The organism is Rhizobium sp. WSM409, assembly GCF_057653825.1.
In genome coordinates this window covers 1,476,326-1,502,297 of record NZ_CM172794.1, presented here as the reverse complement: position 1 = coordinate 1,502,297, position 25,972 = coordinate 1,476,326, and the positions used below count along the sequence as shown (strand labels likewise).

At 59.9% G+C, this 25,972-nt stretch carries 30 protein-coding genes; 1 reads left to right on the top strand and 29 read right to left on the bottom strand.

All coding sequences use genetic code 11. The features are described from left to right. Nucleotides 1-95: 95 nt before the first annotated feature. The 27 genes from AC25BC_RS07550 to rpsL form a co-directional block, all read right to left on the bottom strand. Nucleotides 96-746: an adenylate kinase gene (locus tag AC25BC_RS07550; RefSeq protein WP_113546959.1), complete on the bottom strand. Its 651-nt coding sequence runs from the start codon at nt 744-746 to the stop codon at nt 96-98. Further along, complete coding sequence (secY, locus tag AC25BC_RS07545) at nt 743-2,083, bottom strand: preprotein translocase subunit SecY (protein WP_012757022.1); 1,341 nt, start codon at nt 2,081-2,083, stop codon at nt 743-745. Before secY ends, AC25BC_RS07550 begins: the two co-directional genes overlap by 4 nt. Before the next feature lie 235 nt (nt 2,084-2,318). Then, nucleotides 2,319-2,795: a 50S ribosomal protein L15 gene (gene rplO, locus AC25BC_RS07540; protein WP_003547567.1), complete on the bottom strand. Its 477-nt coding sequence runs from the start codon at nt 2,793-2,795 to the stop codon at nt 2,319-2,321. Between the two features lie 16 nt (nt 2,796-2,811). Next, a complete protein-coding gene (gene rpmD / locus AC25BC_RS07535; RefSeq protein ID WP_003547566.1) occupies nt 2,812-3,021 on the bottom strand; it encodes a 50S ribosomal protein L30 in 210 nt (69 codons plus the stop codon). A gap of 14 nt (nt 3,022-3,035) precedes the next feature. Next, nucleotides 3,036-3,605 (bottom strand): 30S ribosomal protein S5, encoded by a 570-nt coding sequence (gene rpsE, locus AC25BC_RS07530; protein ID WP_003547565.1) that lies wholly within the window; start codon nt 3,603-3,605, stop codon nt 3,036-3,038. A gap of 131 nt (nt 3,606-3,736) precedes the next feature. Then, nucleotides 3,737-4,099, bottom strand: coding sequence for a 50S ribosomal protein L18 (gene rplR, locus AC25BC_RS07525; RefSeq protein ID WP_003547564.1), 363 nt, complete (start codon nt 4,097-4,099; stop codon nt 3,737-3,739). Between the two features lie 12 nt (nt 4,100-4,111). After that, nucleotides 4,112-4,645: a 50S ribosomal protein L6 gene (gene rplF, locus AC25BC_RS07520; RefSeq protein WP_003547563.1), complete on the bottom strand. Its 534-nt coding sequence runs from the start codon at nt 4,643-4,645 to the stop codon at nt 4,112-4,114. 42 nt (nt 4,646-4,687) lie between these two features. Then, on the bottom strand, nt 4,688-5,086 hold the full coding sequence (rpsH, locus tag AC25BC_RS07515; RefSeq protein WP_003547562.1) for a 30S ribosomal protein S8: 399 nt from the start codon (nt 5,084-5,086) through the stop codon (nt 4,688-4,690). 12 nt (nt 5,087-5,098) lie between these two features. After that, nucleotides 5,099-5,404 carry a 30S ribosomal protein S14 gene (gene rpsN, locus AC25BC_RS07510; RefSeq protein ID WP_003547561.1) on the bottom strand — a complete coding sequence of 102 codons (306 nt, stop codon included), beginning with the start codon at nt 5,402-5,404 and terminating at the stop codon, nt 5,099-5,101. 32 nt (nt 5,405-5,436) lie between these two features. Further along, nucleotides 5,437-5,994: a 50S ribosomal protein L5 gene (rplE, locus tag AC25BC_RS07505; protein WP_003547560.1), complete on the bottom strand. Its 558-nt coding sequence runs from the start codon at nt 5,992-5,994 to the stop codon at nt 5,437-5,439. Continuing rightward, nucleotides 5,987-6,295 carry a 50S ribosomal protein L24 gene (gene rplX / locus AC25BC_RS07500; protein WP_003547559.1) on the bottom strand — a complete coding sequence of 103 codons (309 nt, stop codon included), beginning with the start codon at nt 6,293-6,295 and terminating at the stop codon, nt 5,987-5,989. The genes rplE and rplX overlap by 8 nt, the downstream gene beginning before the upstream one ends. 11 nt (nt 6,296-6,306) lie before the next feature. After that, nucleotides 6,307-6,675 (bottom strand): 50S ribosomal protein L14, encoded by a 369-nt coding sequence (gene rplN / locus AC25BC_RS07495; protein ID WP_003547558.1) that lies wholly within the window; start codon nt 6,673-6,675, stop codon nt 6,307-6,309. A gap of 258 nt (nt 6,676-6,933) precedes the next feature. Then, the gene (rpsQ, locus tag AC25BC_RS07490) at nt 6,934-7,173 is read right to left on the bottom strand and encodes a 30S ribosomal protein S17 (protein ID WP_003547557.1); all 240 of its coding nucleotides are present in this window, start codon (nt 7,171-7,173) and stop codon (nt 6,934-6,936) included. Nucleotides 7,174-7,185: 12 nt separating this feature from the next. Beyond that, on the bottom strand, nt 7,186-7,386 hold the full coding sequence (gene rpmC, locus AC25BC_RS07485) for a 50S ribosomal protein L29 (RefSeq protein ID WP_003558545.1): 201 nt from the start codon (nt 7,384-7,386) through the stop codon (nt 7,186-7,188). 11 nt (nt 7,387-7,397) lie between these two features. Continuing rightward, entirely contained in the window at nt 7,398-7,811 is a 414-nt protein-coding gene (gene rplP / locus AC25BC_RS07480) for a 50S ribosomal protein L16 (protein WP_003547555.1), read from the bottom strand. A gap of 36 nt (nt 7,812-7,847) precedes the next feature. Next, a complete protein-coding gene (rpsC, locus tag AC25BC_RS07475; protein WP_003547554.1) occupies nt 7,848-8,579 on the bottom strand; it encodes a 30S ribosomal protein S3 in 732 nt (243 codons plus the stop codon). Beyond that, on the bottom strand, nt 8,579-8,968 hold the full coding sequence (gene rplV / locus AC25BC_RS07470; protein WP_003547553.1) for a 50S ribosomal protein L22: 390 nt from the start codon (nt 8,966-8,968) through the stop codon (nt 8,579-8,581). The genes rpsC and rplV overlap by 1 nt, the downstream gene beginning before the upstream one ends. A gap of 2 nt (nt 8,969-8,970) precedes the next feature. Next, nucleotides 8,971-9,249, bottom strand: a complete 279-nt coding sequence (gene rpsS / locus AC25BC_RS07465) for a 30S ribosomal protein S19 (RefSeq protein ID WP_003547552.1) — start codon at nt 9,247-9,249, stop codon at nt 8,971-8,973. 15 nt (nt 9,250-9,264) lie between these two features. Then, complete coding sequence (gene rplB / locus AC25BC_RS07460; RefSeq protein ID WP_012757021.1) at nt 9,265-10,101, bottom strand: 50S ribosomal protein L2; 837 nt, start codon at nt 10,099-10,101, stop codon at nt 9,265-9,267. Nucleotides 10,102-10,112: 11 nt separating this feature from the next. Beyond that, on the bottom strand, nt 10,113-10,406 hold the full coding sequence (locus AC25BC_RS07455; protein WP_003547550.1) for a 50S ribosomal protein L23: 294 nt from the start codon (nt 10,404-10,406) through the stop codon (nt 10,113-10,115). Further along, on the bottom strand, nt 10,403-11,023 hold the full coding sequence (rplD, locus tag AC25BC_RS07450) for a 50S ribosomal protein L4 (RefSeq protein WP_012757020.1): 621 nt from the start codon (nt 11,021-11,023) through the stop codon (nt 10,403-10,405). Before rplD ends, AC25BC_RS07455 begins: the two co-directional genes overlap by 4 nt. A 13-nt stretch (nt 11,024-11,036) precedes the next feature. Continuing rightward, nucleotides 11,037-11,678, bottom strand: a complete 642-nt coding sequence (gene rplC, locus AC25BC_RS07445; protein WP_487778546.1) for a 50S ribosomal protein L3 — start codon at nt 11,676-11,678, stop codon at nt 11,037-11,039. A gap of 39 nt (nt 11,679-11,717) precedes the next feature. Next, complete coding sequence (gene rpsJ, locus AC25BC_RS07440) at nt 11,718-12,026, bottom strand: 30S ribosomal protein S10 (RefSeq protein WP_003547547.1); 309 nt, start codon at nt 12,024-12,026, stop codon at nt 11,718-11,720. Nucleotides 12,027-12,180: 154 nt separating this feature from the next. Further along, the gene (gene tuf, locus AC25BC_RS07435; RefSeq protein ID WP_012757012.1) at nt 12,181-13,356 is read right to left on the bottom strand and encodes an elongation factor Tu; all 1,176 of its coding nucleotides are present in this window, start codon (nt 13,354-13,356) and stop codon (nt 12,181-12,183) included. Nucleotides 13,357-13,424: 68 nt separating this feature from the next. Then, a complete protein-coding gene (gene fusA, locus AC25BC_RS07430; protein ID WP_012757019.1) occupies nt 13,425-15,524 on the bottom strand; it encodes an elongation factor G in 2,100 nt (699 codons plus the stop codon). A 29-nt stretch (nt 15,525-15,553) separates the two neighbouring features. Continuing rightward, nucleotides 15,554-16,024 carry a 30S ribosomal protein S7 gene (gene rpsG / locus AC25BC_RS07425; protein WP_011651422.1) on the bottom strand — a complete coding sequence of 157 codons (471 nt, stop codon included), beginning with the start codon at nt 16,022-16,024 and terminating at the stop codon, nt 15,554-15,556. Nucleotides 16,025-16,100: 76 nt separating this feature from the next. Further along, the gene (rpsL, locus tag AC25BC_RS07420) at nt 16,101-16,472 is read right to left on the bottom strand and encodes a 30S ribosomal protein S12 (protein WP_003547537.1); all 372 of its coding nucleotides are present in this window, start codon (nt 16,470-16,472) and stop codon (nt 16,101-16,103) included. Between the two features lie 497 nt (nt 16,473-16,969). Here rpsL and AC25BC_RS07415 point away from each other — a divergent pair, with 497 nt between their 5' ends. After that, entirely contained in the window at nt 16,970-17,263 is a 294-nt protein-coding gene (locus AC25BC_RS07415) for a hypothetical protein (RefSeq protein WP_012757018.1), read from the top strand. Between the two features lie 137 nt (nt 17,264-17,400). On the opposite strand, the gene rpoC is transcribed toward AC25BC_RS07415, so the two are convergent. Together rpoC and rpoB are read right to left on the bottom strand one after the other, a co-directional pair. Further along, entirely contained in the window at nt 17,401-21,609 is a 4,209-nt protein-coding gene (rpoC, locus tag AC25BC_RS07410) for a DNA-directed RNA polymerase subunit beta' (protein ID WP_487778545.1), read from the bottom strand. Nucleotides 21,610-21,798: 189 nt separating this feature from the next. Then, entirely contained in the window at nt 21,799-25,938 is a 4,140-nt protein-coding gene (gene rpoB, locus AC25BC_RS07405) for a DNA-directed RNA polymerase subunit beta (protein WP_012757017.1), read from the bottom strand. Nucleotides 25,939-25,972 lie beyond the last annotated feature (34 nt).

Here is a 25,972-nt window from a genome sequence, read left to right as displayed (position 1 = left end):
TCCGCGCCGATCGCATGGAATGTCGCGAGTTGGCGCGGTGTTTAGCGGAATCACTGCTGAAAAGCAACCGTTCCGCCAAGTTTATTTTCAAAGCCTTAAAGCTTGGAAAGAATGCTTTCGACCTCGGCGGTCACCTGATCGATTTCTGCCATGCCGTCCACGGACTTGAGTTTGTCCTTGGCATGGTAATAGCCGATCAGCGGCGAGGTTTCCTTGTAGTAGACCTCGAGACGCTTGATCATGGTCTCGGCGTTGTCATCAGGACGGCGTTTGAAGTGAGTCGAACCGCACTTGTCGCAAACACCTTCCTTGGCCGGGAGCTTGTCAGTGTCATGATAGACAGTGCCGCACTGAATGCAGGTATATCGACCATCCACCCGACGGATGAGTTCCTTGTCGTCGACGCGAAACTCGATAACCACTGAGAGGTCAAGACCCTTGGACTTTAGCATCCCCTCGGTGGCATCGGCCTGCACGAGTGTGCGAGGAAAACCATCGAGAATGAAGCCGTTGGCGCAATCGGGCTGATCGATTCGCTCAGAGACGATGGCGATGACGATCTCATCAGAGACGAGTTTGCCGGCGTCCATGACCGCCTTGGCGCGTTTCCCCACCTCTGTGCCAGCTTCGGTAGCAGCACGCAGCATGTCTCCAGTGGAAAGCTGCGGAATGCCGTGCTTTTCCACGATCCGCTGGGCCTGGGTTCCCTTACCCGCGCCCGGCGGCCCCAAAAGGATAAGTCTCATCGCCCCCTCTTTCCTCCACGCAACTTCGATTTCTTGATCAGGCCTTCGTATTGCTGCGCGATCAGGTGACCCTGGATCTGTGCAACCGTATCAAGAGTTACGCTAACCACGATCAAAAGCGAAGTCCCACCAAGGGCTAATGGAATGCCGGTTTGCGACACCAGAATCTCTGGGAGGATGCAGACGAAGACGAGATAGAGCGCACCGATCACCGTGATTCGGGTCAGCACGTAGTCGATATATTCGGCGGTGCGCTCGCCCGGACGGATGCCGGGAATGAAGCCGCCATGCTTCTTCAGATTGTCGGCCGTGTCCTTCGGATTAAAGACGATGGCCGTATAGAAGAAGGCGAAGAAGGCGATCAGCGCGCCGTACAGCGCCATATAGAGCGGTTGACCGTGGCCGAGGGCCGCGACGATCGATGTCACCCAGGAGGGCATTGCCGAGGTGTTGGCGAAACCGGCGACCGTTGCCGGCAGCAGCAGCAGCGACGACGCGAAGATTGCCGGAATGACGCCTGACGTGTTCAACTTCAGCGGCAGATGCGAGGTATCGCCCTGGAACATCCGATTGCCAACCTGACGCTTCGGATACTGGATCAGCAGCCGGCGCTGGGCGCGCTCGACGAAGACGATGATGCCGATGACGGCGATCGCGACGATGATGACGAGCAGAATGAGGAAGGTCGACAGCGCCCCGGTGCGGCCGAGTTCAAGCGTGCCGGCAAGAGCTGTCGGAAGGCCGGCGGCGATGCCGGCGAAAATGATCAGCGAGATGCCGTTGCCGATGCCGCGCGAGGTGATCTGCTCACCGAGCCACATCAGGAACATCGTGCCGCCGAGCAACGTCAGAACGGTGGAGACGCGGAAGAACCAGCCGGCCTCGACGACGAGGCCTTGGCCGCTTTCAAGGCCGGCGGCAATGCCATAGGCCTGGAGCGCACCGAGGATAACGGTACCATAGCGGGTATACTGGTTGATGATCTTACGGCCCTGCTCGCCTTCCTTCTTCAGGTTTTCGAGCGCCGGCACGACCGAGGTCATGAGCTGCACAATGATCGAAGCGGAGATATAGGGCATGATGCCGAGCGCAAAGATCGCCATGCGCTGAACAGCGCCGCCCGAGAACATGTTGAAAAGGCCGAGAATGCCGCCTGACTGGCCGCGGAAAGCCTGGGCATAGGCTTCAGGATTGAGGCCTGGAAGCGGAATATGCGTGCCGAGTCGATAGACGAGGAGAGCTGCCAGTGTGAACCACAAGCGCTTCTTCAAATCCTCGGCTTTGGCGAAGGTCGAAAAATTGAGGTTGGATGCCAATTGTTCCGCTGCAGAAGCCATGCGTTTCTCCGCGCTACCAATTCCGGCGTCTCTGGGGGACAGACCGGACCCGGAATCAGTATGAAATTATTCAAAACCGGGCTCAGGACGGATTGCGGCGCAACCCCTTGCCTCACCCTTGTTTTCGAGTCTTACCGGCATGACGCGGGCGCGCCAGCCAAGTTTTTGTGAGGCCCACATATGGGAGCAAAATCGCCCGGTGTGAAGCACTCCGGGCGATATATCATCAGATTATTTATTCGGCTGCAGCGGGAGCCGAAAGCAGCGTCACGGTGCCGCCGGCCTTTTCGATCTTCTCGACGGCAGGCTTGGAGGCGCCTGCAACGACGATGGTGATCTTGGCCTTGATCTCGCCGTCGGCGAGAACGCGAACGCCGTCCTTGACGCGGCGGATGACACCAGCAGCCTTGAGGGCAGCTGCGTCAACGGTCGTCTTGGCATCGAGCTTGCCGGCGTCGATCGCCGTCTGGATACGGGCCAGCGACACGACAACAAAATCGGAAGCGAAAATGTTGTTGAAGCCACGCTTCGGCAGGCGACGATAGATCGGCATCTGGCCGCCTTCGAAGCCGTTGATGGCGACGCCTGAACGGGACTTCTGACCCTTCACGCCGCGACCACCAGTCTTGCCCGAGCCCGAGCCGATACCGCGGCCGAGGCGCTTGCGGCTGTGGGTCGAGCCTTCGTTGTCCTTGATTTCATTGAGTTTCATGAGCGTTTCCTCCGTCTCACTTCTCGTCGACGACGCGAACGAGATGCTGGACAGCACGGATCATGCCACGAACGGAAGGAGTATCCTCCAGCGTGCGGCGACGGTGCATCTTGTTCAGTCCGAGACCGATCAGCGTGCGCTGCTGGACATCCGGACGGCGAATCGGGCTGCCGATCTGTTCGATCGTGACAGTCTTCGCTTCAGCCTTCTTAGTAGCCTTGGCCATCTGTCAAACTCCTCTTATTCTTCAGAGGCGTTGCCGGAGGCGCTACGACGAGCCTGCAGCGTTGCATACTTGATGCCGCGCTGAGCTGCGATGTCCTTCGGGTGAACCTGGTGCTTCAGAGCGTCGAAGGTGGCGCGAACCATGTTGTAGGGGTTCGACGAACCGGTCGACTTGGCGACGACGTCGTGCATGCCGAGTGTTTCGAATACGGCGCGCATCGGACCGCCCGCGATGATGCCGGTACCGACCTTGGCCGAGCGCAGCAGAACCTTGCCGGCGCCGTGGCGGCCGTGAACGTCGTGATGCAGCGTACGGCCGTCACGCAGCGGTACGAAGATCAGTTCGCGCTTAGCGGCTTCGGTTGCCTTGCGGATGGCTTCCGGTACTTCACGTGCCTTGCCATGGCCGAAGCCAACGCGGCCCTTCTGGTCGCCAACGACGACGAGTGCTGCAAAACCGAAACGACGGCCGCCCTTGACGACCTTGGCGACGCGGTTGATCGCGACAAGCTTGTCGACGAATTCGCTATCGCGCTCTTCACGGCTCTGGCGGTCGTCCCGCTGCGGCCTTCTTTCCTGTGCCATTGTCCTCTTCCTTTTTCTTTTCCGGGTGCAATCGGCAAACAAATGTGGACCGCATTAGCCTCCCCTTTCGGAGAGTGCCTGCGGTCCGGCGAAAATCCGGCCGGCGCTTGAGGCGTCCGGCCGGAAACTGATCAGAAGGTGAGACCGCCTTCGCGGGCCGCTTCGGCGAGAGCCTTGATGCGGCCGTGATAGATGAAGGCGCCACGGTCGAACACGACTTCCGTAACACCGGCCTTGGAGGCCCGCTCGGCGAGGAGCTTGCCCACAACGGTAGCGGCGGCGGTATCGGCACCGGTCTTCAGAGAACCGCGCAGATCCTTCTCGAGGGTGGAGGCAGACGCGAGCGTCTTGCCGGCCACGTCATCGATGACCTGGGCGTAGATGTTCTTCGAGGAGCGATGAACCGACAGGCGCGGACGGCCATTGGCCACCGACTTGAGATGACGGCGCACGCGGTTGGCACGACGTGCAAGTGCTTCTTTCCTGCTAGCCATTTCGCGTGATCCTTACTTCTTCTTGCCTTCTTTGCGGACGATCCGCTCGTCAGCGTACTTGACGCCCTTGCCCTTGTAGGGCTCGGGACCGCGATATTCGCGGATTTCGGCGGCAACCTGACCGACCTGCTGCTTGTTGATGCCGCTGACGACGATTTCCGTCGGCTTCGGAACAACGATCGAGATACCGACCGGCGGCTCGTAGATCACGTCGTGGCTGAAACCGAGGGCCAGCTGCAGGTTCTTGCCCTGCATGGCGGCGCGGTAACCGACGCCGTTGATTTCAAGCTTGCGCTCGAAACCGTCCTTGACGCCCTTGAAGATGCCTTCGATCATCGTGCGGGACATGCCCCACTTTGACCGCGCATCCTTGGTCTGGTTCACCGGCGTCACGACGACGGCGTTATTTTCAAGCTTGAGGCTGATTTCGTCGTTAGCAACGAAAAACAGCTCGCCCTTCGGGCCCTTTGCAGTCACCTTCTGGCCATCGACCGTAGCCGTGATCCCAGCAGGCACCTGAACGGGCTTTTTACCGATACGAGACATGTTTCAATCCTGTCTGTTCGCTATGGAGATCCCTGCCCAATCTTAGAAGACCGAGCAAAGAACCTCGCCACCAACGTTCTGTTCGCGAGCCTGGTGATCGGCCATCACACCCTTCGGAGTCGAAAGGATGGTGATGCCGAGACCGTTCGCGACCTGCGGAATGGACTTGACCGAGACATAAACCCGGCGGCCCGGCTTGGACACACGGCCGATCTCACGGATCACCGATGCGCCTTCATAATATTTCAGCTCGATGCTGAGTTCCGACTTGCCATTGCCGAAATCGACAACGGAATAGCCACGGATGTAGCCTTCGGACTGCAGAACATCGAGAACACGTGCACGGAGCTTCGAAGCAGGCGTCGAAACCGACGACTTGCGGCGAGAAGCACCGTTACGGATGCGAGTGAGCATATCGCCCAACGGATCAGTCATTGTCATGTAACCTGCTCCTTACCAGCTCGACTTGACGATACCCGGCACCTTGCCGAGATTGCCGAGTTCACGCAGCGCAATACGCGACATGCGCAGTTTGCGGTAATATGCGCGCGGACGCCCCGAAACTTCGCAACGGTTGCGAATACGGGTCTTCGATCCATCACGCGGCAGGGATGCCAGCTTGATCGAGGCCTTGAACCGCTCTTCGATCGGAAGAGCCTGGTTCATGATGATCGCCTTCAACCCAGCCCGCTTAGCGGCCTGGTTAGCGACCGTAGTACGGCGGCGCTTGTTCTTTTCAACTGCGCTTGTCTTCGCCATGTCAGGTTCCTTTTCTACGCTCGTCGTTACGGTTATTGACGGAACGGGAAGCTGAACTCTTTCAGAAGAGCCCGTGCCTCGTCGTCGGTCGTCGCCGTCGTGCAAACGATGATGTCCATGCCCCACATCTGATCAACCTTGTCGTAGTTGATCTCAGGGAACACAATGTGCTCCTTGATGCCCATGGCGAAGTTGCCACGGCCGTCAAAGCTTTTCGGGTTCAGGCCGCGGAAGTCGCGAACGCGCGGGAGCGCGATGTTCACGAGACGGTCCATGAACTCGTACATGCGGGCGCCGCGCAGGGTGACCTTGGCGCCGATCGGCATCTGTTCGCGGACCTTGAAGCCTGCGATAGAGTTACGTGCGCGGGTGATGACCGGCTTCTGGCCGGCAATCGCTGCGAGGTCGGCGGCAGCCACCGTCGGCTTCTTCGAGTCAGCGGTCGCTTCGCCGACACCCATGTTGATCACGATCTTGTCGAGCTTCGGGATCATCATCTCATTGGCGTAGGAGAACTGCTCCTGCAACGCCTTGCGGATGCGCTCGACATATTCCTTCTTGAGCCGCGGCTCATATTTTGCCTCAGCCATCGATCACTTCTCCAGAACGCTTGGCCACACGGACCTTCTTGCCGTCAACAACCTTGAAACCGACGCGGGTCGGCTTGCCATCCTTGTCGATGATTGCAACGTTGGACAGGTGAACCGGGGCTTCCTTGTTGATGATGCCGGCTTCCTGGGTCTGCGTCTGGCGCTGGTGGCGCTTGACGACGTTGACGCCACGAACAACGGCACGATCTTCCTTCGGCATGACCTGGACAACTTCGCCGGTACGGCCCTTGTCCTTGCCAGCGAGCATGACGACCTTGTCGCCCTTACGAATCTTCTGCATCGCTTCGCTCCTTACAGTACTTCGGGAGCCAGCGAGATGATCTTCATGTGGTTCTTGGCGCGAAGTTCGCGCGGAACCGGTCCGAAGATACGGGTGCCGATCGGCTCTTTCTTGTTGTCGATGAGGACTGCTGCGTTGGTGTCGAAGCGGATGACGGAGCCATCTGCACGACGGATGTCCTTGGCGGTGCGAACGACAACCGCCTTCATCACGTCACCCTTCTTCACACGGCCGCGCGGGATCGCTTCCTTGATCGAAACGACGATGACGTCGCCGATCGAGGCATACTTGCGCTTCGAGCCGCCCAGCACCTTGATGCACATGACACGACGTGCGCCGGAATTATCCGCGACGTCGAGGTTTGTTTGCATCTGAATCATATCAGGTCGCCTTCTTGGTTTACCGGAATGGTTGGGCTAGCCCCCTACTCCGGCTTATGAAAATTTTCGCCGGCCGAGCTGCCGTGAGGCAGCACAGACGCGGCAATAGCTGAATAGCGCGGGGTCGATCGTGCCAGGGTGGTTTCCCGAACGGGACCTTCCGTGCGCTCAAAGCAAAAGAACGCCCGGCATTCGAGCGTTCTGACGCTGCTTCATACAGATATTTCGGCGAGACGCAAGGCCTCGCGCAAAATTCTGTTACTTGCCCTGGGCGGAAATCACCGTCCAGCGCTTGTCCTTGGAGATGGGCGCGCATTCCTCGATGGATACGGTATCGCCGATCTTGTACTGGTTGTTCTCGTCGTGGGCCTTGTACTTCTTGGAACGACGAACGGTCTTCTGGAGCAGTGGGTGAGCGAAACGACGCTCGACACGAACCACTACCGTCTTCTCGTTCTTGTCGCCAACGACGACGCCCTGCAGGATGCGCTTCGGCATATTTTTCTTCCTTTAGGCCTTAACTTCTGCCGCCTTCTGGCGGGCAATGGTTTTCACGCGGGCGATGTCCTTGCGAACTTCGTTGATGCGCGAGGACTTTTCGAGCTGGCCGGTCGCCTTCTGAAAGCGCAGGTTGAACTGCTCCTTCTTCAGCTTGGCAAGCTCGTCCTTGAGTTGGTCGGCGGTGAACGCGCGAACGTCTGAGGCTTTCATGAGCTCATTCCTTACTCTGCAATGCGCTGAACGAAGCGCGTCTTGACCGAGAGCTTGGCAGAGCCGAGGCGAAGCGCCTCACGGGCGATTTCTTCGCTGACACCGTCGATCTCGAACATCATACGGCCGGGCTTGACCTTGCATGCCCAGTATTCAACGGAGCCCTTACCCTTACCCATACGGACTTCGGTCGGCTTTTTGGTTACCGGAACGTCCGGGAACACGCGGATCCATACACGGCCGGCGCGCTTCATATAACGCGTGATCGCGCGGCGGGCCGCTTCGATCTCGCGCGCGTTGACGCGGTTGGGTTCCTGTGCCTTCAAGCCGAATTCGCCGAATGCCAGGTCAGAACCGCCCTTGGCGACGCCCTTGATGCGGCCCTTGAACTGCTTGCGGTACTTGGTACGCTTTGGCTGCAACATTTTCTTATTCTCCGAACTTCTCTGCCACGCGCGCTATCAAGCGTTGTCGCGGCGACGGTCTCTGTCGCGGTCACGATCACGGCTTGCCGGACCCTGGGCGTCACCTTCCATCGCGCGGCGCTCGGAAGCCATCGGATCATGCTCAAGGATTTCGCCCTTGAAGATCCAGACCTTGATGCCGCAGATGCCGAAAGCGGTTTCTGCTTCAGCCGTGCCGTAGTCGATGTCTGCGCGCAGCGTGTGCAGCGGCACACGACCTTCGCGGTACCATTCCGTACGGGCGATTTCAGCGCCGCCGAGACGGCCGGCGCAGGTGATCTTGATGCCCTCGGCGCCAAGACGCATCGCGGACTGAACGGCGCGCTTCATAGCGCGGCGGAAAGCCACGCGACGCTCGAGCTGCTGGGCGATCGACTGAGCGACCAGCGTCGCATCGACTTCGGGCTTGCGCACTTCGACGATGTTGAGGTGCGTTTCCGAATTCGTCATCTCCGACAGCTTCTTGCGGAGCTTGTCGATGTCTGCGCCCTTGCGGCCGATGATCAGGCCCGGACGTGCCGAGTGGATCGTGACGCGGCACTTCTTGTGCGGACGCTCGATAACCACCTTGGAGATCCCGGCCTGCTTCAGTTCGCTCATGACGAACTTGCGCATCTTCAGGTCTTCGTGCAGCAGTTGGCCGTACTCGGCATTGTCCGCAAACCAGCGGCTATCCCAGGTACGGTTGATGCCGAGGCGGAAACCGATTGGATTGATTTTCTGACCCATTATGCGGCCTCCTCTGCTGCCTGCACTTCACGAACCACGATCGTCAGGTGCGCGAAGGGCTTTTCAATGCGCGACGCGCGACCGCGGCCACGAGCGTGGAAACGCTTCATGACGATCGACTTGCCGACATAGGCCTCGGCGACAACCAGCGAGTCGACGTCGAGATCGTGGTTGTTCTCGGCATTGGCGATCGCAGACTCAAGCGTCTTCTTGACGGCGCCTGCGATGCGCTTGCGGGAAAACTCCAGCTCAGCGAGTGCGCGCTCGACCTTCTTGCCGCGGATAGCCGCAGCAACCAGGTTGAGCTTCTGGGGGCTGACGCGGAGCGTGCGGGCGACTGCTTGCGCCTCGTTGTCCTTCAGCCGGCGTTCGGCTTTTGCCTTGCCCATTGTTACTTCCTCTTCGCCTTCTTGTCCGCGCCGTGACCGTAGTAGGTGCGGGTCGGAGAGAATTCACCGAATTTGTGACCGACCATGTCTTCATTGACGCTGACCGGGATATGCTTGCTGCCGTTGTAGACGCCGAAGGTGAGACCGACGAACTGCGGCAGGATCGTGGAGCGACGGCTCCAGATCTTGATCACTTCACTGCGACCGCCTTCACGAACCTTCTCAGCCTTCTTGAGAAGATAGCCGTCAACGAACGGACCTTTCCATACTGAACGAGCCATTGGAGACTTCCTCTCTTACTTCTTACGCTGATGACGCGAGCGCATGATCATCTTGTCGGTCGACTTGTTCGACCGGGTGCGCTTGCCCTTGGTCGGCTTGCCCCACGGTGTCACCGGATGGCGACCACCGGAGGTGCGGCCTTCGCCACCGCCGTGCGGATGGTCGACCGGGTTCATGACGACACCGCGGTTATGCGGGCGCTTGCCGCGCCAAACGGTACGACCGGCCTTGCCGTCGTTGATGTTGGCGTGATCAGGGTTGGAGACGGCGCCGATCGAAGCAAGGCAGGAGCCATGAACGAGACGCTGTTCACCGGAGTTCAGGCGAAGGATCGCCATGCCCTGGTCGCGGCCGACGAGCTGTGCGTAGCCACCGGCGGAGCGGGCGATCTGACCACCCTTGCCCGGCTTCATTTCCACATTGTGGATGATGGAGCCGACCGGGATGAACTGCAGCGGCATGGTGTTGCCGGGCTTGACGTCGACAGCCTTCTCGGAAGCGATGACCTTGTCACCGGCAGCGAGGCGCTGAGGAGCGATGATATAAGCCTTCTCGCCGTCAGCATAGTTCACCAGCGCGATGAAAGCCGTGCGGTTCGGATCGTATTCGATACGCTCGACCGTGCCTTCGACGTCGAACTTGCGACGCTTGAAGTCGATCAGACGATAGGTGCGCTTGTGACCACCGCCGATGAAGCGGGCGGTGATGCGACCGAGGTTGTTACGACCGCCGCTCTTGGTCAGACCTTCCGTCAGCGCCTTGACCGGCTTGCCCTTGTAGAGGGCCGAGCGGTCGACGATGACCAGCTGGCGCTGGCTCGGGGTGATCGGATTGAAAGTTTTCAATGCCATTTTCTTATACCTCAGAGACCGGTGGAGACGTCGATCGTCTGGCCTTCAGCCAGCGTCACAACAGCCTTCTTCACGTCCTTCTGCTTGCCGACGAAACCGCGGAACCGCTTGGTCTTGCCCTTGCGCAGCAGAGTGTTGACAGCCGTGACCTTGACGCCGAACAGCGCCTCGACCGCAGCCTTGATTTCCGGCTTCGTCGCCTGCTTGGCGACATTGAATACAACCTGGTTGTTTTCGGATACCAGCGTGGACTTTTCGGTGATCGCCGGAGAGACGATCACATCGTAGTGGCGAAGATCGGTCACTTGAATCGCTCCTCTAGCGCTTCAACCGCAGCCTTGGAAAGCACGAGCTTGCCGCGGCGCACGATGTCGTAAACGTTGATGCCCTGGATCGGCAGAACATCGATGTTCGGGATGTTCTGAGCTGCAAGCTTGAAGTTGCCATCAAGCTCTGCGCCGCCGATGAAGAGGGCGTTGGTCAGGCCGAGCGTCTCGAAAACGGACGCGAGCGACTTGGTCTTGGCTTCAGCGGCAACCAGGTTGTCGATGACGATGACGTCATCGGCCTTGATCTTGGCCGAAAGGGCGTGGCGAAGGCCGAGTGCGCGAACCTTCTTCGGAAGATCGTGCTCGTGGCTGCGGACAACCGGGCCGTGAGCCTTGCCGCCGCCGCGGAACTGCGGAGCGCGAGCCGAATGGTGGCGGGCGCGGCCCGTACCCTTCTGCTTGTACATCTTGGCGCCGGTGCGCGAAATTTCCGCGCGGCCCTTAGCCTTGTGCGTGCCCTGCTGCTTCTTGGCAAGCTGCCAGCGGATGACGCGGGCGAGAATGTCTTCGCGGGGCTCGAGGCCGAAAATCGCGTCCGAAAGGGAAACCTTCCCGGCGTCTTTTCCCTCGAGGGTCTTGACGTTGAATTCCATTGATCTGGCTCCCTTACTTCGCGGCCGACTTGACGGCGTCGCGCACGATGATCCAAGCACCCTTGGAACCAGGAACAGCACCCTTGATCAGGATCAGACCACGATCTTCGTCGGTCGAAACCACTTCCAGGTTCTGCGTCGTGACGCGCGTCTGGCCCATGTGACCAGCCATCTTCTTGTTCTTGAAAACCTTGCCCGGATCCTGGCGCGAGCCAGTCGAACCGTGCGAGCGGTAAGACACCGACACACCGTGCGTGGCGCGCAAACCGCCGAAGCCGTGACGCTTCATGGCGCCGGCAAAACCCTTGCCGATCGTCGTACCCGTCACGTCGACCAGCTGGCCAGCTGCGAAGTGACCCGCCTTGATCTCCGTACCGATCTCCAGCAGGTTGTCTTCCGAAACGCGGAATTCCGTGACCTTGGCCTTAGGCTCGACGTTGGCAATGGCAAAGTTGCCGCGCATCGCCTTCGACGTGTTCTTTACCTTCGCCTGGCCGGCACCGAGCTGAACTGCGGTATAGCCATTCTTTTCGACAGTGCGCGTGGCAACGACCTGGACGGCCTCCATACGCAGTACCGTTACCGGGACATGCTCGCCGGCGTCGTTATAGACGCGGGTCATTCCCACCTTCTGTGCAATCACACCTGAACGCATCGGTTCAATCCTTCTCACTCAGCCCGAAGACCCGAGGTCTCAGAGCTTGATCTCAACATCGACACCGGCGGCGAGATCGAGCTTCATCAGCGCGTCTACCGTCTGCGGGGTCGGGTCAACGATATCGAGAAGGCGCTTATGCGTGCGCATCTCGAACTGTTCGCGGCTCTTCTTGTCGATATGCGGGGACCGGTTGACCGTAAACTTCTCGATGCGGGTCGGAAGCGGAACGGGGCCCCGGACGCTTGCACCGGTGCGCTTAGCCGTCGATACGATCTCACGCGTGGAGGCGTCGAGAATCCGATGATCGAACGCCTTCAGGCGGATGCGGATATTCTGGCCGTTCATTCGACTTTATCCTTGTGTCTGTTATCCGCGTGTCACCACTTAGGGACACGACTTACCTTCAGTTACGTTAGCGGGCCACCGGTTTCAAAGATCGAGAGGGACACCGAGATCGGCGTCCCTATCCTTTCCTTGGGCCAGGTGGCCCAGCCGCTAATTACTCGACGATCGACGCGACGATACCGGCGCCGACGGTGCGGCCGCCTTCGCGGATAGCGAAGCGCAGCTTTTCTTCCATCGCGATCGGAACGATCAGCTCGACCGATACCGTGACGTTGTCGCCCGGCATGACCATCTCCGTGCCTTCCGGCAGCGTCACAATGCCCGTCACGTCGGTCGTGCGGAAGTAGAACTGCGGACGGTAGTTGGTGAAGAACGGCGTATGACGGCCACCCTCTTCCTTCGTCAGGATGTAGGCTTCAGCCATGAACTTCTTGTGCGGCTTGACCGAACCCGGCTTGCACAGAATCTGGCCACGCTCAACGCCGTCACGGGTAACGCCGCGGATCAGCGCACCGATGTTGTCGCCAGCCTGGCCCTGATCGAGCAGCTTGCGGAACATTTCAACGCCGGTCACCGTCGTCTTCGTCGTCGGGCGGATGCCGACGATCTCGACTTCTTCGCCAACCTTGACAATGCCACGCTCGACGCGGCCGGTCACAACCGTACCGCGGCCCGAGATCGAGAACACGTCTTCGATCGGCAGCAGGAACGGCAGGTTGATCGGACGCTCAGGCGTCGGGATGTAGGCGTCGACAGCAGCCATCAGCTCGCGGATCGAATCTTCGCCGATCTTCTTGTCCGAATCTTCGAGAGCAGCAAGTGCCGAACCCTTGACGATCGGGATATCGTCGCCCGGGAAGTCGTAGGACGACAGCAGTTCGCGAACTTCGAGCTCGACCAGTTCGAGAAGCTCGGCGTCGTCAACCTGGTCGACCTTGTTCAGGAACACCACGATTGCCGGAACGCCGACCTGGCGGGCCAGCAGGATGTGTTCGCGCGTCTGCGGCATCGGGCCGTCAGCGGCCGAGCACACCAGGATCGCGCCGTCCATCTGGGCAGCACCGGTGATCATGTTCTTGACGTAGTCGGCATGGCCGGGGCAGTCGACGTGGGCATAGTGGCGGGCCGGCGTCTCGTATTCAACGTGAGCCGTCGAAATCGTGATGCCACGCGCCTTTTCTTCCGGAGCCGCGTCGATCTGGTCGTACGCCTTGTACTCACCGAAGTACTTCGTGATCGCTGCCGTCAGAGACGTCTTACCGTGGTCAACGTGGCCAATCGTGCCAATGTTGACGTGCGGCTTGTTGCGCTCAAACTTACTCTTTCCCATTTTCGGGTCTCCGTTTTGCTAGTCCCCGAAGGGATCTAATTCTTGTTATCGGTCAATTGGTATTCCGGTCACTTCTGACCGGAATACTTTGCCTGGATTTCAGTTGCGACGTTCGACGGGACCGGCGAATAGTGATCGAAGGTCATCGTGTACTGGGCGCGGCCCTGGGACATGGAGCGCAGGTTGTCGACGTACTTGAACATGTTCGCGAGCGGGACGTTCGCGTTGATGACGACGGCGATACCACGGCTTTCCTGGCCCTGGATCTGACCGCGACGGGAGTTCAGGTCGCCGATAACGTCGCCGACGTAATCTTCCGGGGTGACGACTTCGACCTTCATCATCGGCTCGAGCAGCTGAGCGCCGGCCTTCCTGGCTGCTTCACGGAAGCAGGCACGCGATGCGATTTCGAAGGCGAGAACCGAGGAGTCGACGTCGTGGAAGGCGCCGTCGATGAGGGTCGCCTTGACGCCGAGCATCGGGAAGCCTGCGAGCGGACCCGAAGACAGAACGCTTTCGATGCCCTTCTGGACGCCGGGGATGTATTCCTTGGGAACGGAACCGCCGACGATCTTCGATTCGAACTTGAATTCGTCGCCTTCCGGGTTCGGTTCGAAGACGATCTTGACGCGCGCGAACTGGCCGGTACCACCGGACTGCTTCTTGTGCGTGTAGTCTTCTTCATGCGTCCTAGTGATGGTTTCGCGGTAGGCAACCTGCGGCGCGCCGACAGTTGCTTCGACCTTGAATTCACGACGCATGCGGTCGACGATGATGTCGAGATGCAGTTCGCCCATCCCGGCGATGATGGTCTGGCCTGATTCCTGGTCGGTCTTGACGCGGAAGGACGGATCTTCAGCAGCCAGGCGGTTGAGCGCGAGGCCCATCTTTTCCTGGTCGCCCTTGGTCTTCGGCTCGATGGCGATCTGGATGACCGGCTCCGGGAATTCCATGCGCTCGAGGATAACCGGCTTCAGCGGATCGCAGAGCGTGTCGCCCGTCGTGGTTTCCTTGAGGCCAGCGAGAGCCACGATGTCGCCTGCGAAGGCTTCTTCGATGTCTTCACGCGAGTTGGAGTGCATCTGCAGCATACGGCCGACGCGCTCGCGCTTGTCCTTGACCGTGTTGATGACCGAAGTGCCCTTCTCGAGCTTGCCCGAGTAGATGCGGGCGAAGGTCAGCGAACCGACGAAGGGGTCGTTCATGATCTTGAAGGCGAGCATGGAAAGCGGCTCGCTGTCATCGGCATGACGCTCGATTTCGGCTTCCGTCTTGAAGTCGATGCCCTTGATCGCCGGGATGTCCATCGGCGACGGCAGGTAGTCGACGACGGCGTCGAGCAGCGGCTGCACGCCCTTGTTCTTGAAGGCAGTGCCGCAGAACATCGGGTGAAACTTGACGTCAATCGTGCCGCGGCGAACCAGCGCACGGATCTGATCGTTGTCGGGCAGAATACCTTCGAGGTAAGCTTCGGTGGCGGCTTCGTCGATGTCGACGACCGTCTCGATCAGCTTTTCGCGATATTCTTCAGCCTTGGCCTTCATGTCCTCGGGGATCTCGACGACATCCCACTGGGCGCCGAGCGACTCGTCGCGCCAGATGAGTGCGTTCATCTCGACCAGGTCGATGACGCCCTTGAATTCGGTTTCTGCACCGATCGGGAGCTGCATGACGACAGCCGTTGCACCGAGACGGGTCTTGATCATCTCGACGGAGCGGTAGAAGTCCGCACCGGTCTTGTCCATCTTGTTGCAGAAGATCATCCGCGGGACATTGTACTTCTCGGCCTGACGCCAGACGGTTTCCGTCTGCGGCTCAACACCGGCGTTGGCGTCGAGCAGCGCGATGGCGCCGTCGAGAACGCGCAGCGAACGCTCGACTTCAATGGTGAAGTCGACGTGGCCGGGAGTGTCGATGATGTTGAAGCGGCGCGTTTTGCCGTCACGACCCTTCCAGTAGGTCGTGGTGGCAGCAGAGGTGATCGTGATGCCACGCTCCTGCTCCTGCTCCATCCAGTCCATGGTGGCTGCGCCGTCGTGAACTTCGCCGATCTTATGCGACTTGCCGGTGTAATAAAGAATACGCTCGGTGGTCGTGGTCTTGCCGGCGTCGATATGCGCCATGATACCGAAATTACGGTAGTCTTCGATCTTATATTCGCGAGCCATTGTGGACTGCCTTTCGATACCGTTCGGAATTACCAGCGATAGTGCGAGAACGCGCGGTTGGCGTCAGCCATCTTGTGCGTGTCTTCGCGCTTCTTGACGGCGGAGCCGCGGTTGTTGGACGCATCGAGCAGTTCGCCGGAAAGGCGGTCAACCATAGTCGTTTCATTGCGCTTGCGGGCAGCAGCGATCAGCCAGCGAATAGCAAGAGCCTGGCGGCGCTCCGGACGAACATCGACGGGGACCTGATAGGTCGCACCACCGACACGACGCGAGCGAACTTCAACGTGCGGGGCAATGTTCTCCAGCGCAGAATGGAAAACCGTGAGCGGCTCCTGCTTGGCCTTGCCCTGGACAACGTCGAACGCACCGTAGACGATGTTTTCAGCAACAGACTTCTTGCCGTCGAGCATGATGGCATTCATGAACTTGGTGACGACGAGATCGCCGAACTTCGGGTCCGGATTGATCTCGCGCTTTTCTGCTTTATGACGTCTGGACATATTTTGTCTCTTCAACCGTTAAGGCGCTTCATGACGCGGAGGACCTCGCGCAGCGCCGGATTATTCAAAAACCGAATTACTTCGGACGCTTCGCGCCGTACTTGGATCGGCGCTGCTTGCGGTTCTTGACACCCTGGGTATCGAGAACGCCGCGGATGATGTGATAACGGACACCCGGAAGGTCCTTGACGCGGCCGCCACGGATCATGACGACGGAGTGCTCCTGAAGGTTATGACCTTCGCCGGGGATGTAACCAATGACTTCGAAGCCGTTGGTCAGGCGGATCTTTGCGACCTTACGCAGAGCCGAGTTCGGCTTCTTCGGCGTCGTCGTGTAGACGCGCGTGCAAACGCCGCGCTTCTGCGGGTTCTCCTGGAGTGCGGGAACCTTGTTACGCTTTACGTTCGCCTGGCGAGGCTTGCGGATCAGCTGGTTTACGGTAGGCATTCAACCATCCCTTACGTTTTATCTCAGTACCCTTGCGGGCTTGAACTCGCGCCGTCTCCGGCAGTGACGCGCGCTTTCCGTCAATGCGCAAAATATGGCCCGATCCGCTTCCGCAGATGGACCACAAGGAGCAGAGGACGCATAGAATATGCGTCGTGCGTGCAGCATCATGACTTCAACGTGCGTTTAGAACCTTGTTTGAGGTGAACTTCAGGGCGAGTCGCCCCGAACAGCCAAGCCTCACATGGGATCTGATGGCCGGGGTACTACTGGTTTCCACCCGTCTCGTCAAGGCCGGTTAAGAAATAAACTCGCCGTATCGCCTTGATATGCCGGCCGAACGCCCTGTTTCATCCTTCTAGACGAATTCACGGCTGTGCCCCAAGATAAAAACTTGGGCATTGCAGCAAAAGCAGTTAAGGAATCAGCAAATGCGGCGTTCGGCCCTCACAGCAGGATTCGAGCGACCGAATCGTCAAAGAGCCGAAGGACGGGCGATGATCACGACACCTGATAACGACAATAATTTCGACGGCCCGATGATCTTCATCATCATCGGCAAGGGCTACGAGTCCGACGCCAGCGAAGGCATCGACCTGCACATCATGCTGAAGGCGCCTGACGACGACACTGCCGTACGCGAGGCCTTGAACGCCCTTGCCGAGGAAGGCTTCATCGAGGCAGATCTCGACCAGATCGGCATGCTGACCGAGGTCCCGGCCGAAGAGCCGCACGCCTCTGCCTACCAGGGCGCCATCGAAGGCGAAGTCGCGATCATCCGGTTCAACTGAAGGGCGCCGTTGCTGACGCTGCCAAGGCAGCATAAGCGGAAGCAGCCTCCCTCCCCGCCAAATAATAAGAGCAGATAAAACAAAACCGCCCGGATCGCTCCGGGCGGTTTTTCAATTTCATAGACTTCAGCTGCGGGTTATTCCGCAGCCGGAGCCTTTTCGGCCATGTCCTGCAGCATCGGCGTGGCAACGGCAGCACCCGTACCCTTGCGGCGCTCTTCGAGGATCATCTCGTCGCGCGACGTGGCGATGCGGCGGATCTGGGTCATGGTGCCGCCAGTGCCGGCCGGGATAAGGCGGCCGACGATGACGTTTTCCTTCAGACCCTGCAGACCGTCGGTCTTGCCGGCGATCGCAGCTTCCGTCAGCACCTTTGTCGTTTCCTGGAAGGACGCGGCCGAGATGAAGGACGGGGTCTGCAGCGATGCCTTGGTGATGCCGAGAAGAACCGGATCGCCATAGGCTGGTTTCTTGCCCTGCTCGATCAGGTGATCGTTGACGTCTTCGAGCTCGATCCGGTCGACATTGTCGCCGACGATATAGGTCGAGTCGCCTGCATCGGTGATTTCCACCTTCTGCAGCATCTGACGGACAATCACCTCGATGTGCTTGTCGTTGATGACGACGCCCTGCAGGCGGTAGACTTCCTGGATCTCGTTGACGAGGTAGGAGGCCAGAGCCTCCACGCCCTTGATCGCCAGGATGTCGTGCGGAGCCGGGTTACCGTCGAGGATGTAGTCACCCTTTTCGATATAGTCGCCTTCCTGAAGGTGGAAGGGCTTGCCCTTCGGAATCAGGTATTCGACAGGCTCGACACCGTCTTCCGCCGGCTCGATGATGACGCGACGCTTGTTCTTGTAGTCGCGGCCGAGGCGGATCGTACCATCGATCTCTGCGATGATGGCGTGGTCCTTCGGACGGCGGGCTTCGAACAGCTCGGCAACACGCGGCAGACCGCCGGTGATGTCCTTGGTCTTGGCGCTTTCGAGCGGCGAACGGGCGAGAACGTCACCCTGGGAGACCTTCGTGCCCGGCTCGACCGACAGGATCGCATCGACCGAGAGGAAGAAGCGGGCGTCACCACCACGGGAGAGCTTCGCGATATTGCCGCTGGCATCCTTGATGACGATCGCCGGCTTGAGGTCCGAGCCGCGCGGGGTCGAACGCCAGTCGATAACCTGACGCTTGGTGATGCCAGTCAATTCGTCGGTCGCTTCCAGAACGGAGAGACCGTCGACCAGATCTTCAAACTGAACGGTACCAGCCACTTCCGTCATCATCGGACGGGTGTAGGGGTCCCACTCTGCCAGACGCTGGCCGCGCTTGACCTTGTCGCCTTCGTCGACATGCAGCTTCGAACCGTAGGCCACACGCTGCGACGACCGCTCGACACCACGTTCGTCCAAGATCTGGACGGTCATGTTGCGGCCCATGGCAACGAGGTTGCCATCGGAGTTGCGCAGAATGTTGCGGTTCTTGATCTGCACCGTACCTTCGTACGAGGCTTCGAGGAACGACTGGTCGACCACGGTTGCCGTACCGCCAAGGTGGAAGGTACGCATGGTGAGCTGGGTGCCCGGCTCGCCGATCGACTGAGCAGCGATAACGCCGACGGCTTCGCCCATATTGACCGGCGTACCGCGCGCAAGGTCGCGGCCGTAGCAGACCGAGCAGACGCCCGTCTGGATTTCGCAGGTCAGTGCCGAGCGGATGCGGATCGACTGGATGCCGGCCTTCTCGATTTCGACGACGTCGGGCTCGAGGATCATCCTGCCGGCATCGACGATGCGCTCACCCGTGACCGGATGATCGATGTCGTCGAGCGCCGTGCGGCCGAGGATACGGACGCCGATCGAGGCAACCACCTGACCGGCATCGACGATTGCGGTCATGGTGAGGCCCGTCTGCGTTCCGCAATCGACATGCGTGACGATGCAATCCTGCGCGACGTCGACGAGACGGCGGGTCAGGTAGCCGGAGTTGGCGGTCTTCAGGGCGGTGTCTGCCAGACCCTTACGGGCGCCGTGCGTCGAGTTGAAGTACTCGTTGACGGTCAGGCCTTCCTTGAAGTTCGAGATGATCGGGGTCTCGATGATTTCGCCCGACGGCTTGGCCATGAGGCCACGCATGCCGCCCAGCTGGCGCATCTGGTTCGGAGAACCGCGGGCACCGGAGTGGCTCATCATGTAGATCGAGTTCATCGGCTTCTGGCGACCGGTCTTCTCGTCGAATTCGACCGCCTTAATGCGGGCCATCATCTCTTCGGCGACCTTTTCGGTCGCCTTACCCCAGGCGTCGACAACCTTGTTGTACTTCTCGCCCTGGGTGATGAGGCCGTCATTGTACTGCTGCTCGTATTCCTTCACCAGGTTTTCGGTGTCGGCAACGATCTTGGCCTTGGCATCCGGAATGACCATGTCGTCCTTGCCGAACGAAATGCCGGCGCGGCAGGCGTGGGCGAAGCCGAGCTGCATGATGCGGTCGCAGAAAATGACCGTGTCCTTCTGGCCGCAATGGCGATAGACCGTGTCGATCATCTTCGAGATGTTCTTCTTGGTCATTTCCTGGTTGCAGATATCGAAGGGCACCTTGCCGTTCTTCGGCAGCAGTTCGCCGATGAGCAGACGGCCAGGCGTCGTCTCATAGATCTTCGAGTAAGGCTTGCCATCCTCGTCGACCGACTTGAAGCGGCCGCGGATCTTGGTGTGCAGCGTCACGACCTTGCTTTCGAGGGCGTGATGCAGCTCGCCGAGATCGGAGAAGGCCATGCCTTCGCCCGGCTCGTTCTGGTTGAGGATCGACAGATAGTAGAGGCCGAGAACCATGTCCTGCGAGGGAACGATAATCGGCGCGCCGTTGGCCGGGTGCAGGATGTTGTTGGTCGACATCATCAACACGCGGGCTTCGAGCTGAGCTTCGAGCGACAGCGGCACGTGAACGGCCATCTGGTCGCCGTCGAAGTCGGCGTTGAAGGCCGTGCAGACGAGCGGATGCAGCTGGATCGCCTTGCCTTCGACCAGGATAGGTTCGAAGGCCTGGATGCCCAGGCGGTGCAGCGTCGGTGCGCGGTTCAAGAGAACCGGATGCTCGCGGATGACCTCGTCGAGGATATCCCAGACTTCCGGCTTTTCCTTTTCGACCAGCTTCTTGGCCTGCTTGACGGTCGAGGAGTAACCCTTGGCGTCGAGGCGGGCATAGATGAACGGCTTGAAGAGCTCGAGCGCCATCTTCTTCGGCAGGCCGCACTGGTGCAGCTTCAGTTCCGGACCGGTGACGATGACCGAACGGCCGGAATAGTCGACGCGCTTGCCGAGCAGGTTCTGGCGGAAGCGGCCCTGCTTGCCCTTCAGCATGTCGGAGAGCGACTTCAGCGGACGCTTGTTAGCACCGGTGATGACACGGCCGCGACGGCCGTTGTCGAACAGCGCGTCAACGGATTCCTGCAGCATGCGCTTTTCGTTGCGGATGATGATGCCAGGCGCACGAAGCTCGATCAGGCGCTTCAGACGGTTGTTACGGTTGATGACGCGGCGGTAGAGATCGTTCAGATCCGACGTCGCGAAACGGCCGCCGTCGAGCGGAACCAGCGGACGCAGGTCCGGCGGGATGACCGGAACGACCTTCATGATCATCCATTCCGGACGGTTGCCCGACTCCATGAAGTTCTCGACGATCTTCAGGCGCTTCATCAGCTTCTTCTGCTTGAGATCCGACGTGGTGTCGGCAAGCTCGGCACGCAGGTCGCCAGCGATCTTTTCGAGGTTCATCGAGGCCAGCATCTCGTAGATCGCCTCGGCGCCGATCATCGCGGTGAACTGGTCTTCGCCGTATTCGTCGACAGCGAGCATGTACTCTTCTTCCGAGAGGAGCTGGTGCTCCTTCAGGGCGGTCAGGCCCGGCTCGGTGACGATGTAGTTTTCAAAGTAGAGGACGCGCTCGACATCCTTCAGCGTCATGTCGAGCAGCGTCGAAATGCGTGATGGCAGCGACTTCAGGAACCAGATGTGGGCAACGGGAGCGGCGAGCTCGATATGGCCCATGCGCTCACGGCGAACGCGCGACAGCGTGACTTCGACGCCGCACTTTTCGCAGATGATGCCCTTGTACTTCATGCGCTTGTACTTGCCGCACAGGCATTCGTAGTCCTTGATCGGCCCGAAGATGCGCGCGCAGAACAGACCGTCACGTTCCGGCTTGAACGTACGGTAGTTGATGGTTTCCGGCTTCTTGATCTCACCGTAAGACCAGGAGAGGATCTTCTCCGGAGACGCGATCGAAATCCGAATAGAATCGAAATTCTGTGCAGGCACCTGCGGATTGAAAAGATTCATGACCTCTTGGTTCATGCCTGTCTCCTTCATGGGCTAAAGCGCCCTCAAAATGCGATGTCGGCGGCAATTTCCCGGGAGCCGCCTCCCTCGCTTAAACGAGAATAACCGCTGGATGCGGCGAAACTTCCCTCCCGGGCCGACACGGATACGGCGCCCGGTGGGACCGGCGTGCGCCGCATTGGCAGCGCACGCCCTATCAAGTGCTTACTCGGCCGCGTCGGGCAGCTGAGCTGCCTGCGCCTCGTCAAGCTTGGTGTTCTCGAGCTCGACGCTGAGGCCCAGTGAGCGCATTTCCTTGACGAGAACGTTGAAGCTTTCCGGAATACCGGCTTCGAACGTGTCGTCTCCTCGGACGATGGCTTCGTAGACCTTGGTGCGGCCGGCGACGTCGTCCGACTTCACCGTCAGCATTTCCTGCAGCGTGTAGGCCGCGCCGTATGCTTCGAGCGCCCAGACTTCCATTTCGCCGAAGCGCTGGCCGCCGAACTGCGCCTTGCCACCCAGCGGCTGCTGAGTCACGAGCGAGTAAGGACCGATCGAACGAGCATGGATCTTGTCGTCGACCAGGTGGTTGAGCTTCAGCATGTAGATGTAGCCCACCGTCACCTGACGGTCGAACTGCTCACCGGTACGGCCGTCATAGAGCGTCGACTGACCACTATCCTTGAGACCTGCCAGACGCAGCATGTCGTTGACGTCGGCTTCGTTCGCGCCGTCGAAAACAGGCGTCGCAATCGAAACGCCGCGCTTCCACTGGTCGGCGAGGCGCAGAACAGAGTCGTCGTCGAACTCATGGACCTGTTCGGCCTTGGGGCCGTCTCCGACGACATCGCCGATGGTCTTGCGCAGCGGCTCAATGTTGCCATTGGCCTTGTATGCGTCGATCAGTTCGCCGATCTGGCGACCCATGCCGGCGCAAGCCCAACCCAGATGCGTTTCCAGGATCTGGCCGACGTTCATGCGCGAAGGCACGCCGAGCGGGTTCAGAACGACATCGACATGCGTGCCGTCTTCGAGGAACGGCATGTCCTCCACCGGCACAATGCGCGAGACGACGCCCTTGTTCCCGTGACGGCCGGCCATCTTGTCGCCGGGCTGGATCTTGCGCTTTACGGCGACGAAGACCTTGACCATCTTCATGACGCCAGGAGGCATTTCATCGCCACGCTGGACCTTTTCGACCTTGTCCATGAAGCGCTGTTCGAGGCGCGACTTGGATTCGTCGTACTGGCCGCGAAGCGCTTCGAGCTCGCTCTGGACCTTTTCGTCTTCGACCGCGAACATCCACCACTGCGAGCGGGGATATTCGGAGACGACGGCGTTCGAAAGCTCGGCTCCCTTCTTGAAGCCCTTCGGGCCGGCGATGGAGGCCTGGCCACGCAGCATCTCGATCAGACGGCCGTAGACGTTACGGTCGAGGATCGCCTGCTCGTCGTCACGGTCCTTTGCCAGACGCTCGATTTCTTCGCGCTCGATCGCCATCGCGCGCTCGTCCTTTTCAACGCCGTGGCGGTTGAAGACGCGGACTTCGACGATGGTGCCGTAGGTGCCGGGCGGCATGCGCATGGAGGTGTCGCGCACGTCGGAGGCCTTTTCGCCGAAGATGGCGCGCAGAAGCTTTTCTTCCGGCGTCATCGGGCTTTCGCCCTTCGGTGTGATCTTGCCGACGAGGATATCGCCCGGCTGAACTTCGGCGCCGATATAGACGATGCCGGCTTCGTCGAGGTTCTTCAGTGCTTCTTCCGAAACGTTCGGAATATCGCGGGTGATTTCCTCAGGACCAAGCTTGGTGTCGCGCGCCATCACTTCGAATTCCTCGATGTGGATGGAGGTGAACACGTCGTCGGCAACGATACGCTCGGAGAGCAGAATCGAGTCTTCGTAGTTGTAGCCGTTCCAGGGCATGAACGCGACGAGCGCGTTGCGGCCGAGTGCCAGGTCGCCGAGATCGGTCGACGGGCCGTCGGCGAGGATGTCGCCGCGGTTGACCTCGTCACCGACGGTGACCAGCGGACGCTGGTTGACGCAGGTGTTCTGGTTCGAACGCTGGAACTTCTGCAGGCGGTAGATATCGACGCCGGATTTGCCGGCTTCGAGGTCTTCCGTGGCGCGGATAACGATACGCGTCGCGTCGACCTGGTCGACCACGCCGCCGCGGCGGGCGCCGATGGCGGCACCGGAGTCACGGGCAACGACCGGCTCCATGCCGGTACCGACGAACGGGGCTTCGGCACGCAGCAGCGGCACTGCTTGACGCTGCATGTTCGAGCCCATGAGCGCGCGGTTGGCGTCGTCGTTTTCCAGGAACGGGATGAGCGCGGCTGCGACCGAAACGACCTGCTTCGGCGAGACGTCCATCAGGTTCATGCTGTCGCGCGGGGCGAGCATGACTTCGCCGGCATGACGGCAGACGACGAATTCGTCGACGAAGGAACCGTCAGCGTTCATCTCGGCGTTGGCCTGGGCGACGTAATACTTCGCCTCTTCCATGGCGGAGAGGTAGAGCACGTCGCTCGTCACCTTGCCGTCGACGATGCGGCGGTACGGGCTTTCGATGAAGCCGTACTTGTTGACGCGGGCAAAGGTCGCAAGTGAGTTGATGAGACCGATGTTCGGGCCTTCCGGCGTTTCGATCGGGCAAATGCGGCCATAGTGGGTCGGATGCACGTCGCGGACTTCGAAGCCGGCGCGCTCACGGGTCAGACCGCCCGGGCCAAGAGCCGAAAGACGACGCTTGTGGGTGATTTCCGAGAGCGGATTGACCTGGTCCATGAACTGCGAGAGCTGCGAGGAACCGAAGAATTCGCGCACGGCAGCGGCGGCCGGCTTGGCGTTGATCAGATCCTGCGGCATGACCGTGTCGATCTCGATCGAGGACATGCGTTCCTTGATCGCGCGCTCCATGCGCAGCAGGCCGAGACGGTACTGGTTTTCCATCAGCTCGCCCACCGAACGGACGCGGCGGTTGCCGAGATTGTCGATGTCGTCGATCTCGCCCTTGCCGTCGCGCAGTTCGACCAGCATCCTGACCACGGCCAGGATGTCGTCCTTGCGCAGGATGCGGACGGTGTCTTCGACGGTCAGGTCGAGGCGCATATTCATCTTGACGCGGCCGACGGCGGAGAGGTCGTAACGCTCCGCATCGAAGAACAGCGAGTTGAACATGGCTTCAGCCGATTCCATGGTCGGCGGTTCACCCGGACGCATGACGCGGTAGATGTCGAACAGAGCGTCCTGACGGTTCTCGTTCTTGTCGGCTGTCAGCGTGTTGCGGATATAGGCGCCGACATTGATGTGGTCGATGCCGAGAACCGGGATCTCGTCGAAGCCGTTCGCCAGGATGATGCCAAGCGTCTTCTCGTCGATTTCGTCGCCGGCCTCGAGGTAGATTTCACCCGTCGAGTAGTTGACGATGTCGCCGGCGAGGTAGTTGCCATACAGATCGTCGTCGGCGGCCTTGAGGGCCTTCAGCCCCTTGTCGGACAGCGTGCGCAGCAGGCGCGGGGTCAGCTTCTTGCCGGCTTCCACGACGACTTCGCCGGTATCGGCGTCGACCATCTCGGTGATCGCCTTGGCACCCTTCAGCGTTTCCGGCTTGAAGGGAATGCGCCAGCCTTCGCCGTCGCGCTTGTAGAGCGACTTCGTGTAGAAGGTGTCGAGAATTTCCTCGCCGTCCATGCCGAGCGCCATCAGCAGCGAAGTGACAGGGATCTTGCGGCGGCGGTCGATACGAGCATAGACGATGTCCTTGGCGTCGAATTCGATATCGAGCCAGGAACCGCGATAGGGGATGACGCGCGCAGCAAAGAGCAGCTTGCCGGACGAATGGCTCTTGCCCTTGTCGTGATCGAAGAAGACGCCCGGCGAACGGTGCATCTGGGAGACGATGACGCGCTCGGTGCCGTTGACGATGAACGTGCCGTTGTTGGTCATGAGCGGCATGTCGCCCATGTAAACGGACTGTTCCTTGATGTCCTTGATCGACTTCGCGCCGGTATCCTCGTCAATATCGAACACGATGAGGCGCAGCGTCACCTTCAGCGGCGCTGCATAGGTCAGGTCGCGCTGACGGCATTCGTCAACGTCGAACTTCGGCGGTTCGAACTCGTAGGACACGAATTCCAGCATGGATGCGCCGGAGAAATCGGTGATCGGGAAAACCGACTTGAAAACGGCCTGAAGACCCTCGTCGGGTCGGCCGCCCTTCGGCTCTTCAACCATCAGAAACTGGTCGTAGGACGCCTTCTGAACCTCGATGAGGTTCGGCATTTCTGCGACTTCGGGGATCTTACCAAAAAACTTGCGTACGCGCCTACGACCGTTGAACGAAAGGGTCTGAGCCATCGTCGCTCCTTCAAAATCTTGCACCCGGGCCTGC